15 protein-coding genes are annotated in these 14,431 nt (G+C 70.8%); 7 read left to right on the top strand and 8 right to left on the bottom strand.

The window, feature by feature from the left end:
* Positions 1-4: 4 nt before the first annotated feature.
* Positions 5-436, bottom strand: a complete 432-nt coding sequence (locus OAW74_RS02545; RefSeq protein ID WP_262872764.1) for an Rv3235 family protein — start codon at positions 434-436, stop codon at positions 5-7.
* 129 nt (positions 437-565) lie between these two features.
* Between OAW74_RS02545 and OAW74_RS02550 the strand changes: the two genes are divergently transcribed.
* Entirely contained in the window at positions 566-1,171 is a 606-nt protein-coding gene (locus tag OAW74_RS02550) for a hypothetical protein (RefSeq protein ID WP_262872765.1), read from the top strand.
* A 9-nt stretch (positions 1,172-1,180) separates the two neighbouring features.
* Here OAW74_RS02550 and OAW74_RS02555 read toward each other — a convergent pair whose 3' ends face one another.
* Positions 1,181-1,462 (bottom strand): helix-turn-helix domain-containing protein, encoded by a 282-nt coding sequence (locus OAW74_RS02555; protein ID WP_262872766.1) that lies wholly within the window; start codon positions 1,460-1,462, stop codon positions 1,181-1,183.
* 98 nt (positions 1,463-1,560) lie between these two features.
* Here OAW74_RS02555 and OAW74_RS02560 point away from each other — a divergent pair, with 98 nt between their 5' ends.
* From OAW74_RS02560 to OAW74_RS02570, 3 genes are read left to right on the top strand one after another with little or no spacing between them, the layout of a single operon-like run.
* On the top strand, positions 1,561-2,190 hold the full coding sequence (locus OAW74_RS02560) for an SAF domain-containing protein (protein WP_262872767.1): 630 nt from the start codon (positions 1,561-1,563) through the stop codon (positions 2,188-2,190).
* The gene (locus tag OAW74_RS02565) at positions 2,187-3,470 is read left to right on the top strand and encodes an AAA family ATPase (protein ID WP_262872768.1); all 1,284 of its coding nucleotides are present in this window, start codon (positions 2,187-2,189) and stop codon (positions 3,468-3,470) included. Before OAW74_RS02560 ends, OAW74_RS02565 begins: the two co-directional genes overlap by 4 nt.
* 32 nt (positions 3,471-3,502) lie before the next feature.
* Entirely contained in the window at positions 3,503-5,017 is a 1,515-nt protein-coding gene (locus OAW74_RS02570) for a sensor histidine kinase (RefSeq protein ID WP_262872769.1), read from the top strand.
* Positions 5,018-5,023: 6 nt separating this feature from the next.
* Here the strand turns inward: OAW74_RS02570 and OAW74_RS02575 are convergent, their stop codons facing one another.
* Positions 5,024-5,272: a WhiB family transcriptional regulator gene (locus OAW74_RS02575; protein WP_018171995.1), complete on the bottom strand. Its 249-nt coding sequence runs from the start codon at positions 5,270-5,272 to the stop codon at positions 5,024-5,026.
* A 285-nt stretch (positions 5,273-5,557) separates the two neighbouring features.
* Here OAW74_RS02575 and OAW74_RS02580 point away from each other — a divergent pair, with 285 nt between their 5' ends.
* The gene (locus OAW74_RS02580) at positions 5,558-5,920 is read left to right on the top strand and encodes a histidine kinase (protein WP_262872770.1); all 363 of its coding nucleotides are present in this window, start codon (positions 5,558-5,560) and stop codon (positions 5,918-5,920) included.
* 1 nt (position 5,921) lies between these two features.
* Here OAW74_RS02580 and bcp read toward each other — a convergent pair whose 3' ends face one another.
* The 3 genes from bcp to aroA are packed head-to-tail and all read right to left on the bottom strand — an operon-like array spanning position 5,922 to position 8,835.
* Positions 5,922-6,392: a thioredoxin-dependent thiol peroxidase gene (gene bcp / locus OAW74_RS02585; RefSeq protein WP_262872771.1), complete on the bottom strand. Its 471-nt coding sequence runs from the start codon at positions 6,390-6,392 to the stop codon at positions 5,922-5,924.
* A 9-nt stretch (positions 6,393-6,401) separates the two neighbouring features.
* Positions 6,402-7,463 carry a ribosome small subunit-dependent GTPase A gene (gene rsgA / locus OAW74_RS02590; protein WP_262872772.1) on the bottom strand — a complete coding sequence of 354 codons (1,062 nt, stop codon included), beginning with the start codon at positions 7,461-7,463 and terminating at the stop codon, positions 6,402-6,404.
* A 16-nt stretch (positions 7,464-7,479) separates the two neighbouring features.
* The gene (gene aroA, locus OAW74_RS02595) at positions 7,480-8,835 is read right to left on the bottom strand and encodes a 3-phosphoshikimate 1-carboxyvinyltransferase (protein WP_262872773.1); all 1,356 of its coding nucleotides are present in this window, start codon (positions 8,833-8,835) and stop codon (positions 7,480-7,482) included.
* 39 nt (positions 8,836-8,874) lie between these two features.
* Here aroA and OAW74_RS02600 point away from each other — a divergent pair, with 39 nt between their 5' ends.
* Together OAW74_RS02600 and OAW74_RS02605 are read left to right on the top strand one after the other, a co-directional pair.
* Complete coding sequence (locus OAW74_RS02600; RefSeq protein ID WP_316250201.1) at positions 8,875-9,543, top strand: sigma-70 family RNA polymerase sigma factor; 669 nt, start codon at positions 8,875-8,877, stop codon at positions 9,541-9,543.
* Positions 9,540-9,782 (top strand): zf-HC2 domain-containing protein, encoded by a 243-nt coding sequence (locus tag OAW74_RS02605; protein WP_262872775.1) that lies wholly within the window; start codon positions 9,540-9,542, stop codon positions 9,780-9,782. Before OAW74_RS02600 ends, OAW74_RS02605 begins: the two co-directional genes overlap by 4 nt.
* Here OAW74_RS02605 and OAW74_RS02610 read toward each other — a convergent pair.
* Both OAW74_RS02610 and OAW74_RS02615 read right to left on the bottom strand, forming a co-directional pair.
* Positions 9,748-10,665, bottom strand: coding sequence for a diacylglycerol kinase (locus OAW74_RS02610; RefSeq protein WP_262872776.1), 918 nt, complete (start codon positions 10,663-10,665; stop codon positions 9,748-9,750). The two genes, OAW74_RS02605 and OAW74_RS02610, sit on opposite strands and share 35 nt — an antisense overlap.
* Positions 10,666-10,678: 13 nt before the next feature.
* Positions 10,679-14,383 carry a multifunctional oxoglutarate decarboxylase/oxoglutarate dehydrogenase thiamine pyrophosphate-binding subunit/dihydrolipoyllysine-residue succinyltransferase subunit gene (locus tag OAW74_RS02615; protein WP_262872777.1) on the bottom strand — a complete coding sequence of 1,235 codons (3,705 nt, stop codon included), beginning with the start codon at positions 14,381-14,383 and terminating at the stop codon, positions 10,679-10,681.
* Positions 14,384-14,431 lie beyond the last annotated feature (48 nt).

The raw sequence follows: 14,431 nt of genomic DNA on the forward strand, positions 1-14,431 counted from the left end.
GGTCTCACAGGAGAGCAAGGGACGTCGCCCGCCAGCGACCATCGAGCCCCTCCAGTCGCATCGCGACGGCACGGGTGCGAGTGGGGCCGCGAACGATGACGGTCGCCTCGACGATGCCGTCGGCCGGCGAGGACTGGTGCACCGAGAGGATCGTGTAGGCGACGCGGATGGCGGGGGCGCCGCGCGCGCTGCGCGCGCGTGCGGCGAGGTTCGCCCGCACGACCAGCCGGTGATAGGGCTCCTCTGCGAGCCAGCGGGCGAGCTGATCGACCTCGCGCGTGCCGGCGAAGACCTCGAGCACCCCGCGCGTGAGGTTGCGCAGCAGCGGCTCGGGGTCGGGCAGGGCGGCGGTGGGCGTCGGCTGCGGGGCGAAATACTCCGAGACGGCGGAGGCGGAGGTGTGTCCGTGGGTGGTGCGCTCATTCTCAGCGGTCATCAGAAGCCGATCTCGACGGGCGATGTCGTGACTCCGGGTCTACCATCCGGCTGATCAACAGATAGTGCCTCCACCGGCCGATGTGGATAACTTCTCATCGACACCTCATCGATCACCTAGCCTCATCGCGTGCGCTGGGACCGCTTTTTCGACGATCTCGAGGATCAGCTCGCCTCGGAGTGGGAGGCCGAGCGTGCCGTGCTCGACACCGAGGCCGAGCGGCTGCGCCTGTCGCGGGTGAGTCTGCGCGAACGACTGCAGATGCTCGCGCACCAGGGCGAGACGGCCGGGAGCATCTCGGTCGAGTTCACCGACGGCACCGTGCTGACCGCGGGGATCACGGGGGTCGGGTGCGACTGGGTCGCCCTCCAGCCGGTGGAACGGCGATCCTCGGCCGTGCTGGCGCCGCTGGGCGGCATCGGCGCCGTGGGCCTGCCGCACGCCGAGCTGCTGCGCAGCGCCAGGCCCGCGGCCGCGGCAGGGGGTCTCAGTGACCGCATCACCTTCGGCTTCGTGCTGCGCGATCTCGTGCGGCGCCGTGCGGGTGTCAGCGTGCATCTGACGCAGGGGCGGATGCTGACAGGCACGGTCGATCGCGCCGGAGTCGACCACCTCGACCTCGCCCTGCACGAGCCTGGCGCGGTCAGGCGCAGCGACGCGGTCACCGGCTTTCGCATCGTCCCCTTCGCCGGCGTCTCGTGGATCAGGCTCGACGGGGCGTCGGTGCACGGCTGAGCGTCGCTGCTACTCGGGCTTGGCTCTGCGGCCGCTGCCCCACAGCTCGGGAAAGCTCGCGGCATTGGACTGCCGCCACAGCGCCATGCGCCGAGCCTCCTCGGCCTGGTCGTCGAGGTAGTCGGCGACGCTGAGCTCTTCGATGCGCCACTGGGCGGGCGATCCCAGGCGCTGGCCGCGCAGGCGTCGCTGGCGCACGAGCTCCATCACCTCGTCCACCTCGATTCCGAGCAGTTCTGCGACCTGCGCCGGTGCCAGGCGACGGTCGTCGCCGCTGGGGTCCTCTGGCATGCGCCCATTATCGCTCCGGGTACCCGAACCCGGCCGCCCCGCGCCGGTGCTGTGGATAACCTCCGACCCGGATTCTCGGTGTGCGCCACCATGGGGGCATGATCGCCGTCCCTTTCGTCGTCGCACGCCCACGGGCGTTCTGGGGCGACATCCGGTTCGTGCTGGGCCTCGTGCTCATCGCCGTCTCGATCGCGGGGGTGTGGTTCGTGGTCACGGCGGCGCGCCAGACCGTCCCGGTGTTCGCGGCGGCGCGCACGATCGTGCCGGGCGAGGCCCTCACGTCGGCGGACTTCGACGTGGTCGAGGTCGCACTCGGCCAGCTGTCCGGCGCCTACCTCGACCCGGTGTCGTTCGAAGACGGTGCCGTGGCGGTGCGCACGATCTCGCGCGGCGAACTCGTTCCGACCAGCGCCGTCGGGGCGACCGACGCCGCCGCCACGACGCGGGTCGTGGTGCGCACCTCGGTGGATGTCCCCGTCTCGGTCGCGACCGGCTCGACGGTCGAGGTCTGGTCGGCGCCCCCGGCCGACGATGGCGGGTTCGACGCCCCGAGGATCCTCGTGCCCGACGCGACCGTGGTGCAGGTCACGCGAGACGACTCGATGCTCGGCGGCGGTGAGACGGCGCTCGAGCTCGTCGTGCCGCGCGCCGACGTCGCCGCGGTGCTCGCCGCGATCGCCGACGGCGCGGCGCTGTCGGCGGTGCCGGCGGTGGGGAGCGAGCAGTGACCTCCGTCGTGGTCGCCGTCGATGCGCCGGTGGGCCAGGGCATCGCGGCTGGGCTGACCCGCGCGGGGGTCGTGGTTCTCGCCGTCGTGCCGTCGACGGCGATCGCGGCGATGGCCGACGACGAGCTGCGCGGCGATGAGGCCGACCTCGTCGCCGATGCACTCGCACAGGCCGATGCCGTCGTGCTGCAGGTGGGTCGCGCGGCGCTCACCGCCGGCGCGGTGCGGCTGTGCGATCGGCGGGGCGTGCGCATCGTCCCTGTCGGCGCGGACGGGAGCGATCGGCTGACCGAGCTCTATGCCCTGCCGCCCGCACTCGCGTACGACATCGAGCCGCACAGGCTCGCCGAGGCGGTGCGTGCCCCGGTGGTGGCGCCGCCGGCGGCAGGCGCCGCGCGCCCGCCGGGCACGGTGATCGCCGTCTGGGGTGCCGCTGGGTCGCCGGGGCGCACGACGGTCGCGATCGAGCTGGCGGTCGAACTCGCCCGTGGCCGACGCCATGTCGCCTTGGCGGATGCCGACTCCCATGCCCCGTCGCTCGCCCTGGCGCTCGGACTCGCCGACGAGGGTCCAGGCTTCGCGGCGGCGTGCCGGCAGGCCGAGCGCGGCGAACTCGACGCGCGGGAGCTCAGCCGCATCGCCCTGTCGCCGGAGGGCTCGACCCTCGACGTGCTCACCGGCATCAATCGGCCGGCTCGCTGGCCCGAGCTCACGTCGGACCGTGTCGGGGCGGTGCTCGCGGCGTGCCGCGAATGGGCCGCCTTCACCGTCGTCGACGTCGCGGCCTCGCTGGAGCGCGACGAAGAGATCGTCAGCGACTTCGGCAACGTGCGGCGGAATGCGGCGACGCTGGCGGCCCTCGCCGCGGCCGACATCGTGATCGCGGTGGTCGGTGCCGACCCGGTCGGCGTGTCGAGGTTCTTGCGGGCCTATCCGGAGCTGCGCGCGACGGTGGGTGCCACGCCGGTCGCGGTGGTCGCCAATCGCCTGCGCCCCGGCACCCTCGGCATCGACGCCCGCGGCCAGGTGCGGCGCACGCTCGAGCGGTTCGGCGGGGTCTCGGAGGTCTGGTTTCTTCCGACCGACCCACGGTCGGCAGACGCCGCTCTGCTGCAGGCACGGCCCATCGCCGAGGTCGCACCGAAGTCGGCGCTGACCGCGGCGATCCGTCGGTTCGTGGGCGAGGTGCTCGTGCCGACGACCGCCCCAGACGCCGTCGATCTGCGCCGGCGGGCCATCGGGCGCCGCCGCCGCACGGCAGAACCCGCGTTCGCGCGCTGAGTGACGGCATCCTCCCGCCCTAAGCTGGGGATGTGTCGACGCTCAGCGATCTCGTCAATGCCCAGGGGCGGTCTTCGCAGGCCGACATCGAGTGGCTCCACCGCCTCGCCGGCGACGGCCAGCTGCTGGCCGACCTGGCCTTCGCCGACATCGTGATCTGGGTGCCGACGGCCGACGACTCGTTCGTCGCCGTCGCGCACACCCGCCCGTCGGGGGCGGCGACCCTGTTCTACCGCGACATCGTCGGCGACCTCGTGCGCCCGCAGTGGCGCACGCAGGTGCGGGACGCGTTCACGACGGGCCGCATCGTCGACTCCGCGTCGCCGGACTGGTTCGAAGAGACCCCGACGCGCGTGCGGGCCGTGCCGATCGCGCGCGTGGTCGTGCCGGGCCAGGTGCCACAGCCGATCGGCGTGCTCACGCGCCACACCAACCTGGGCGAGGCGCGCACGCCCTCGCGTCAGCAGATCACGTTCAACGACTGCGCCGACGAACTGTTCGGCATGGTCACCGCGGGATCGTTCCCCGACCTCTCGGCGCCCACCTCGCCTCGGCGAGGCGCTCCGCGCGCCTCCGACGGGCTCATCAGGCTCGACGTCGACGGCATCACGACCTTCGCGAGCCCCAACGCGCTCTCGGCGTTCAACCGCCTCGGCTTCGACGACGAGCTGGAGGGGGAGTCGCTGGTCGAGGTGGTGACCAGGATCCTCCCCGACAAGCGGCAGTTCGACGAGTCGCTCCCCGTCGTCGTCACCGGGCGGGCGCCCTGGCGCGCCGACCTCGAGGCGCGAGGGGTCACGGTGTCGCTGCGCACGATTCCGCTGCGCGACAACGGCACCCGCGTCGGTGCGATCGTGCTGTGCCGCGATGTCACCGAGATCCGCCACCAGGAGCAGGAGCTCATCACCAAGGACGCGACGATCCGCGAGATCCACCACCGGGTCAAGAACAACCTGCAGACCGTCGCGTCGCTGCTTCGCATCCAGGCGCGCCGTTCGCACACCGACGAGGCGCGCGAGGCGCTCACCCAGGCGATGCGCCGGGTCTCGTCGATCGCCGTGGTGCACGACACCCTGTCGGAGGGGCTCGCGCAGAAGGTCGACTTCGACGAGGTGTTCGACCGCGTGCTCAAGCTCGTCGCCGAGGTCGCCTCCGCGCCCAGCACCCGCGCGCGCACGCACACGAGCGGCAGGTTCGGCACGCTGCCCAGCGAATACGCGACGCCGCTCGCGCTGGCGCTGACCGAGCTGGTCACCAACGCCGTCGAGCACGGCCTCGCCGGTCAGGAGGGCGACGTGGAGATCATCGCCGAGCGCAGCGACGAGCGTCTCGAGGTGAGGGTCAGGGACACCGGCTCGGGCCTGCCCGAGGGTCAGGTCGGACGCGGGCTGGGCACCCAGATCGTGCGCACCCTCATCCAGGGAGAGCTGGGCGGCACGATCGACTGGCACACCATCATGGGCTCGGGCACCGAGGTCACGATCGACATCCCGCTGCGATACATCGCGCAGCGGCCGACGACCGAGCAGATCCCGATCGTGCCGTGAGCAGCGTCAGCTCGCGCGGCGGGCGCGGGCGGCGCGGCGCTTGAGCGCGCGACGCTCGTCTTCGGAGAGGCCGCCCCACACGCCCGAGTCCTGACCGGTCTCGAGGGCGTACTGCAGGCAGATCTCGGTGACCGTGCACCGGGCGCAGACCGACTTGGCCTTCTCGATCTGGTCGACCGCGGGGCCGGTGTTTCCGACCGGGAAGAAAAGCTCGGGGTCGACGGTGAGGCAGGCGGCCTTGTCGCGCCAGTCCATGGGGGTGCTCCTTGTTGCGTGGAAGTTGGGGTGTGAGGGGGTTCGGTTCGGGTCCGATACCCTGGTGTGGAGTGCGAGCCGATGGCTCGCCCCACGCCGCTGTGGGAGCACACTGCCTATCCATGCTCCCATAGGGCGCCGAGGTGAATCAAGGGTGAACCGGGCGTTTTGTGCGCCGGTTGCTGAGTGTTCCCCCTGTGAGCTGGAGGGTTCCGACAAAGGGAATCCGGGAGAACGAGGAGATCGGCAGCGGTGCGGACAAACGCGTGGTCACGGCTCGGAGCGGTGCTCCTCGGGCTGGAAGCGGTCGGGCTCGCCGTGCTGGTGGTCTGGCAGCTGATGGCACTGCTCGCGGGCGACACCGAGTCGATCGACAGCGCGATCGCGCTGGTCGTGCTCTCGATCGCCGGCGTCGCGGGCGTCGCCGCGTTCGCCGGGGCGGCCTGGCGCGGCGCCTCGTGGGGCCGATCGGGCGGCATCGTGACGCAGCTGCTCATCCTCGCCGTCGCCGGTGGCGCGGCCACCGGCGCCTATGCGCACCCGAGCACGGGCCTGATCCTCGCGGTGCCGGCGATCATCGTGCTGGTAGTTCTGGTGCTCGCCGTCGCGGCCGGCGGCAAGGATGCCGCATCCGCCGACCCGGAGTAGGTCAGACCTCGAGGAGCCGGCGCAGCCGCGCGACGTGCCCGGTCGCCTTGACGTTGTAGAGGGCGTGCGAGATGCGGCCCTTCTCATCGAGCACGAAGGTCGAGCGGGTGACGCCCTGGACGACCTTGCCGTAGTTGAGCTTGTCGCCCCACACGCCGTAGCGGGTGTGCACGCGGTGGTCGGGGTCGCTGAGAAGCTCGTAGTCCAGGCCGTCGCGCTCACGGAACTCCCGCAGCTTCGCGGTGTCGTCGCGCGAGATGCCCAGCACGGTGTAGCCGGCCGCCTGCAGCGGGGCGAGGCTGTCGCGGAAATCGCAGGCCTGCGTCGTACACCCGGGCGTCATCGCCGCGGGGTAGAAGAAGAGGATCACCTTGCCGCCGCGCAGGTCTTTCAGGGCGACGGGGCGGTCGTCCTGGTCTGCGAGCGTGAAGGCGGGCGCGAGGGAACCGGGTTCGAGACGGGGGGACGTCATGCCTCCAGTCTACTTTCGGGTGTCGTCGGCTTTGTCGGCGAAGGTCTGCAGCAGTCGCTGCAGGGAGTCCAGTCGCGCGGCGCCGCGGGGGCCCAGCCTGCCCTCGTCGACGGCCTCGACGATCGCGCAATCGGGGGCGTCCGGCAGGTGCGTGCATCCCCGAGGGCACTCCTCGGCGACGACGGCGAGATCGGTGAAGGCGGCGAGGATGCTGGCCGGATCGATGTGGCCGAGGCCGAAAGAGCGCACACCGGGGGTGTCGATGACCCAGCCGTTGCCACCCTGCCCGTGATAGCGCAGCGAGACCGTCGAGCTCGACGTGTGCCGCCCGCGCCCCGTGACCTCGTTGACGTGTCCCGTCGCCCGCTGCGCCGAAGGCACCAGGGCGTTCACGAGGGTCGACTTGCCGACACCGGAGTGGCCCACGAACACCGTCGAATGGCCCTCCAGCGCCGCACCGATGCGCCGCAGCGGCATGTCGAGGCGCGCCGAGGTGAACACCTCCAGGTCGATGCCGTCGAAGTGCGCGAGGAACTCGGCCGGGTCGGCCAGATCGGTCTTGGTGACCACCAGGAGGGGACGGATGCCGGCATCCAGCGCGGCGATGAGGTAACGGTCGACCAGCCGCGCCCTGGGCTCGGGGTCGGCCGCGGCGACCACGACGAGCATCTGATCGGCGTTGGCGACGACGACCCGCTCGACCTGGTCGGTGTCGTCGGCGCTGCGACGCAGCAGAGACGTGCGCTCCTCGATGCCGACGATGCGGGCGAGGGTGCCCTCTTCGCCGGTGGTGTCTCCGACCACGCGCGCGCGGTCTCCCGTCACGATCGCCTGCTTGCGCAGCTCGCGCGCCCGCATGGCGATCGCCTCGTGCTCGTCGGGGCCGTCTTCGTCGATCAGCACGCTGTAGCGGCCGCGGTCGACGCCGAGGATGCGCCCGATCTGCGCGTCGGCGTGCGCGGGGCGGCGCTTGGTCCTGGGGCGGTTCGCCTTGGGGTTGGGCCGCACCCGGATGTCGCTCTCGTCGAAGCCGAGATCGTCGTCGTCTTCGTCGGGGTCGAGCCAGCTCATGACGCCGCCCTCGTCGTCACGGCACCAGGCTGCGGGTCGCGTCGACGCCGTCGAGCATCTGCTGCCACAGCTGCGGGAACTGCGGCATGGTCTTGGCGGTCGTGCCGATGTCGTCGATGACGACGCCGGGCACGGCGAGTCCGACGAGAGCACCGGTGGTCGCGAGGCGGTGGTCGTGGTGCGCGTGCCAGGTGCCTCCGTGCAGCGGCGTCGGAACGATGCGGATGCCGTCGTCGAGTTCGTGGGCCTCGCCGCCGAGCCTGCGCAGCTCGCCGACGAGGGCCGCGATGCGGTCGGTCTCGTGCCCGCGGATGTGCCCGATGCCGTGGAACTCGCTGGGCGCGTCGGCGAAGGCCGCCAGCGCCACGAGGGTCGGAGTCAGCTCGCCGACGGCCGACAGGTCGAGGTCGACGCCGCTGATCCGGGGGCCGGCGGCCACGGTGAGGGCGCCGCCGCGGCGCGAGACGCGCGCGCCCATGACGGCGAGGATGTCGGAGAGCAGGTGGCCGGGCTGCGTCGAATGCGCCGGCCAGCCCGTGATCGTCACCGAGCCGCCCGCGATCATCGCCGCGGCCAGGAAGGGAGCGGCGTTCGACAGGTCGGGCTCGATCGCGACCTCTTTGCCGCGCAGAGCGCCGGCGGGGACGACCCATTCGCCCTGGCGCGGCCGCTCGACGTGCACGCCGCGGTGTCCGAGCGCCTCGACTGTCATGTCGATGTGCGGGATCGAGGGCAGGCGCTCGCCGGAGTGGATGAGGCGCAGCCCGACATCGAACCGCGCCGCCGCCAGCAGCAGCCCGGAGACGAACTGGCTCGAGGCGCTCGCATCGATGACGACCTCGCCGCCGCGCACGTGACCGTGACCGCGCACGCTGAATGGCAGCATCCATCGTCCGCCGTCGTCGATGTCGACGCCGGCGTCGCGCAGCCCCTTGATCATGGCGCCCATGGGGCGATGCAGCGCGCTCTCGTGCGCGGTCAGGGTGACCTCGCCCTGTGCGAAGCCCGCGAGCGGGGCGACGAAGCGCATGACGGTTCCGGCCTGCCCGCAGTCGACGAGCGCATCGCCGCGCAGGGGCCAGACCGGGGTGATCACGAGGTCGTCGCCGAACGTGCCGCGGCCGGGCTCGGCGGCGATGCCGACGCCCAGGGTGCGCAGTGCCTCGATCATGCGCTGCGAATCGTCGGAGTGCAGCGGCGCGATGAGCCGGCTGGGGCCGTCGGCGAGGGCGGCGAGGATCAGCTCGCGGTTGGTGAGCGACTTGGAGCCGGGCACCGTGAGCGTCGAGTGGAGCGGGCCGCCTGCGACGGGCGCATCCCAGCGTCCCCGTGTGCTCGGACCGGGGGAGTGGGAATACAGTCCTGCCGTCATCGGGTTCTACCCTACTGAACCCGAAAGGCGAGGAGCCGGATGATCGCGACCTTGATGCCGCCGGAGTTGAGTGAACCCGGATGGGAGCACGCCCCCGACGTAGACTGGCGCGTGATGACCGACGAGGCACTCGCGCAGGATCCGCGCGTCCAGTTCGAAGAGCAGGCTCTGCCCTTCATGGATCAGCTCTATGCCGCCGCGATGCGCATGACGCGCAATCCGGCAGACGCCGCTGATCTCGTGCAGGAGACGTTCGTCAAGGCGTTCGCGTCGTGGGCGACCTTCACGCAGGGCACGAACCTCAAGGCGTGGCTGTACCGCATTCTCACCAACACCTACATCAACACCTACCGCAAGAAGCAGCGCGAGCCCTACCAGGGCACGATCGACGAGCTCGAGGACTGGCAGCTCGGCGGCGCCGAATCGACGACGGCGACCTCCAGCCGGTCGGCAGAGGCCGAGGCCATCGACCACATGCCGGCCTCGGTGGTCAAAGACGCGCTGCAGTCCATTCCGGAGGACTTCCGGCTGGCGGTGTACCTCGCCGACGTCGAGGGCTTCGCCTACCAGGAGATCGCCGACATCATGAAGACCCCCATCGGCACGGTCATGAGCCGCCTGCACCGTGGCAGGCGGATGCTGCGTGACCTGCTCGCCGATTACGCGAAGGAGCGCGGCATCACCGCCGCGACAAGGAGCACGAAATGAGCGACTGCGGCTGCGACAAAGCGCGACGCGACCTGGAGGAGTACCTGCGTCATGAGGTGTGCAAGACCCAGCACGCCGACATCCGGGAGCATCTGGCGAACTGCCCGGACTGCCAGAACGAGGCGCTCGTCGCGCGCACGCTGACCGAGGTGGTCGCGCGGGCGTGCAAGGAGGCGGCGCCAGAAGAGCTGCGCGACCAGGTGCTCAGTCGGCTGCGGGAGATCCAGCAGACCCACTGACGGGCGCGAAGACCCGCACGGCGGCCGGCACGCACTCCACGGCGACCGGCAGCGCCCCGAGCGGGTCGCCGTCTGCCCACGCGGTCAGCCCCGCCGCGGCGATGCCGACGCGGCGTGCGCGGAAGGTCAGCACGTCGGGCAGCGCCGTGTGCGTGCCGCGGTAGACCGTCGGCAGCAGACGCAGCAGCCGCAGGCGTCCCGTGTGGCGCACGACGGTGACATCGAGCATCCCGTCGCCGAGGTCCGCGTACGGGCAGATCGGCACGCCGCCGCCGTAGCGTCCGCCGTTGCCGATCGCGGCGACCACGAAGTGGCCGGTGACCCGCTCGCCGTCGATGTCGAGGGTGTAGTCGGCGCCTCGGAGCACGAGGAACTCGAGCAGCAGCGCGACCTTGTAGCGCAGGCGACCGCGGGGGAAGCGCATGCGGTTCGCCCGCTCGTTGACGGCCGAATCGAAGCCGCTGGCCAGCACCGTGCCGAACACCACGGAGGTGCCGTCGGTGCGGTGCACGCGGCCGAGATCGATGCGACGGGTGTGGCCGGCCGTGATGAGAGCGGCCGCCGCGTCTGGGTCGAGTTCGGGGATGCCGAGGGTCTCGGCCATGTCGTTGCCCGTGCCCACCGGCAGCAGTCCCAGCGGCACATCGGTGCCGGCGAGCACCTGCAGCGCGAGGTGCATCGTGCCGTCGCCGCCGGCGGCGACCACCGCGTCGGTGCCGTCGGCGACGGCGGCGGCGACCAGCCGGGTGGTCTCGGCGGCGCTGCCGCCGCTGACGGTCGTGATCGTGTGGCCGTCGGCGCGCAGCCGGGCGATCGCCGAGGTGACGGTCGCCGACGGCGCCGCGCCCCGAGCCGCCGGATTGTGGACGACGGTGATGTTCACCGGGGTGCGCCGGTCAGAGCGTCAGCGCCTTCTGCATGATCGCGGCCTGCTCGACGGCGTGCACCTTCGACGACCCGGTCGCCGTCGAGGCTGCGGACGGACGCGAGACCCGGCGGATCGTGCGCCCGTGCAGGTGCTTGACGATCTCGAGCGCGATGAAGGGCCAGGCACCCTGGTTCTCCGGCTCGTCCTGCACCCAGACCAGCTCGGCGTTCGGGTAGCTGTCGATCACGCCGTTGAGCTCGGCGACGGGCGACGGATAGAACTGCTCGAGGCGCACGAGGGCGATCTCGGGGTTCGGGTTCTTCTCGAGCTCGGCCTTGAGGTCCCAGTGGATCTTGCCCGAGTGCAGCAGCACGCGCTTGACGGCCGACTTGTCGATGGAGCGGTCGTCGTCGAGCACCGGCTCGAACCGGCCCTTCGTGAAGTCCTCCACGGGGCTGGTGGCACCTCGCAGCCGCAGCATCGCCTTCGGCGTGAACACGACCATGGGGCGGCGGGGACGCGCGTAGGCCTGCCGACGAAGCAGGTGGAAGTACGACGCGGGAGTCGACGGACGCGCGACGGTCATGTTGTCCTGCGCGCACAGCTGCAGATAGCGCTCGATGCGCGCCGACGAGTGGTCGGGTCCCTGACCCTCGTAGCCGTGGGGGAGAAGAAGCACGACGCTCGACTGCTGGCCCCACTTCTGGTCGGCCGCCGACAGGTACGTGTCGATGACGGTCTGCGCGCCGTCGGCGAAGTCGCCGAACTGCGCCTCCCACAGCACGAGGGCGTCGGCCCGCTCGACCGAGTAGCCGTATTCGAAGCCCATCGCGGCGTATTCGCTCAGGAGCGAGTCGTAGGCCCAGAACCGTCCCTGGTTCTCGGAGAGGTTGGTCAGCGGCAGCCACTCCTGGCCGTTCGCGCGGTCGTGCAGCACCGAGTGGCGCTGGACGAACGTGCCGCGGCGGGAGTCCTGCCCGGCAAGGCGCACCGAGGTTCCCTCCACCAGGAGCGAGCCGAACGCCATCAGCTCGCCGAAAGCCCAGTCGAAGCCGCCGTTGCGGCTCATGTCGAGGCGCTTGTCGAGCAGCTGCTGCAGCTTGTTGTGCACCGTGAAGCCCTCGGGCTTGTTGACGAACGCGTCGCCGATCAGGTGCACGACCTCGAGCGGGATGCCGGTGGTCTCGGGCTCGCCGACGACCTGCTCGGCAGCATCCGCCGCGACGATGACCGACGTGCCCGTCTCGGCCGCGTGCGTCTGGGTGAAGGCGACCTCCAGGCGTGACTGGAAGTCGGCCTTGGCCTGCTCGTATTCCTCTTCGGTGATGTCACCGCGGCCGACGAGCGACTCGGTGTACAGGCGGCGCACCGAGCGCTTGGCCTCGACCAGGTTGGTCATCAGCGGCTGGGTCATCGACGGGTCGTCGCCCTCGTTGTGACCGCGGCGGCGGTAGCAGACGAGATCGACGACGACGTCGCGGTGGAAGCGCTCGCGGTAGGCGAACGCGAGCTGCGCGACGCGCACGACGGCCTCGGGGTCGTCGCCGTTGACGTGGAAGATCGGCGCCTGGATCGTCTTGGCGACGTCGGTCGCGTAGACGGAGCTGCGCCCGTCCTGGGGGAGGGTCGTGAACCCGACCTGGTTGTTGACGACGATGTGCACGGTGCCGCCGGTGCGGTAGCCGCGCAGCTGCGACATCTGCAGCGTCTCGACAACGACCCCCTGGCCGGCGAAGGCGGCGTCGCCGTGGACGATGACGGGCAGCCACGAGAACGTGCCGATGGGCTTGCGGTCCTGCTTGGCGCGGACGATGCCCTCGAGCACGCCGTCGACGGTCTCGAGGTGCGAGGGGTTGGCGGCGAGATAGACGGGAAGCTCGGTGCCGTTCTCGTCGACGAACGTGCCCTCGGTGCCGAGGTGGTACTTCACATCGCCCGAGCCGCTCTTGCTGCCGACGGCGACGGAGCCCTCGAACTCACGGAACACCTGGCCGTAGGTCTTGCCGGCGATATTGGTGAGCACGTTCAGTCGGCCGCGGTGGGCCATGCCGATCGCGGCCCCGTCGAGACCCGACTGTGCGGCCCCTCGGAGCACCTCGTCGAGAAGCGGGATGAGCGATTCGCCGCCCTCGAGGCTGAAGCGCTTCTGGCCGACGTACTTGGTCTGCAGGAACGTCTCGAACGCCTCGGCCTGGTTGAGCTTGTCGAGGATGCGCATCTGCTCGTCGTGGCCGGGCTTCTGGTACTTGACCTCGACGTGCTCCTGGAACCACGCGCGCTGCTCGGGATCCTGGATGTGCATGTATTCGATGCCGAGCGTGCGGCAGTACGAGTCGCGGAGCACACCGAGGATGTCGCGCAGCTTCATCTGGCGGCGGCCGCCGAAGCCGTTCGTGACGAATTCGCGGTCGAGGTCCCAGAAGGTCAGGCCGTGGTTCTCGATCTCGAGGTCGGGGTGCGTGCGCTGCACGTACTCGAGCGGATCGATGTCGGCCATGAGGTGCCCGCGCACGCGGAACGAGTTGATGAGCTCCTGCACACGCGCGGTCTTGTCGACCCGCTCGGCGAGGTCGACGTTGATGTCGCTGGCCCAGTGGATCGGAGCGTAGGGGATGCGCAGCGACGAGTAGATGCCCTCGTAGAAGCCGCGCTGGCCGATGAGCAGCTCGTGCACCTTCTTGAGGAATTCGCCCGAGCCCGCGCCCTGGATGACGCGGTGGTCGTAGGTGCTGGTGAGGGTGATCGTCTTGCCGATGCCGAGCTCGACGAGGGTCTTCTCGCTCGAGCCCTGGAACTCGGCGGGGTACTCGAGGGCGCCGGCGCCGACGATGCAGCCCTGGCCCTTCATGAGGCGGGGCACGGAGTGCACCGTGCCGATGCCGCCGGGATTGGTCAGCGAGATCGTCGTGCCCTGGAAGTCGGCGGCGGTGAGCTTGTTGTTGCGGGCGCGGCCGACGAGGTCTTCGTAGGTGGCCAGGAACTCGCCGAAGGTCAGGGTGTCGGCCCGCTTGATGCTCGGCACCATAAGGGCGCGGGTGCCGTCGGGCTTGGGCAGGTCGATCGCGATGCCGAGGTTGACGTGGGCGGGGGCGACGACGGCGGGCTTGCCGTCGACCTCCGCATAGAACACGTTCTGGCTCGGGAACTCCTTGAGCGCCTGGATGATGGCCCAGCCGATGAGGTGCGTGAAGCTCACCTTGCCGCCGCGGGTGCGCGACATGTGGTTGTTGATCACGATGCGGCTGTCGATCATGAGCTTGGCCGGCACGGTGCGCACGCTCGTGGCGGTGGGCACGGTGAGCGACTCGTCCATGTTGGCCGCGAGCGTCTTGGTCATGCCGCGCAGCACGCTGACCTTGTCTTCTTCGCCACTCTGCTCGCCGACCGAGGGCTCGGCCTTCGGGGCCTGGGCGGGGATCGGCTGCGGCGAGGCGGGGCGCGCCGTCGTGCGGGCGACCGGCTGGGCGCCGATCACGGCGATGGGCGCCGTCATCGGACGGGATGCGGGCGGCTGCGCGGCCGGCGCGGCGGGGGCGGGGGCTGCCGCGGTCGCGGTCTCGGGTGCCGTGTTCTCGGTGTCGACCGGTCGGTAGGCCTCGAGGACGGGCCACCATGCCTTGTCCACCGAGTTCTTGTCGACCTTGTACTGCTCGTAGAGTTCGTCCACGAGCCATTCGTTGGCCCCGAACTCCCCTTCGCTCGATACCCCGACGCCCGTCAGCTGACTCGACACGCTGGATCGCCTGCTTTCCTGAAGACTGTGGGAACGTGCGGGCGTGAG

Origin of the sequence: Microbacterium fluvii (genome assembly GCF_025515205.1) — a bacterium.
Lineage (GTDB): Bacteria > Actinomycetota > Actinomycetes > Actinomycetales > Microbacteriaceae > Microbacterium > Microbacterium fluvii.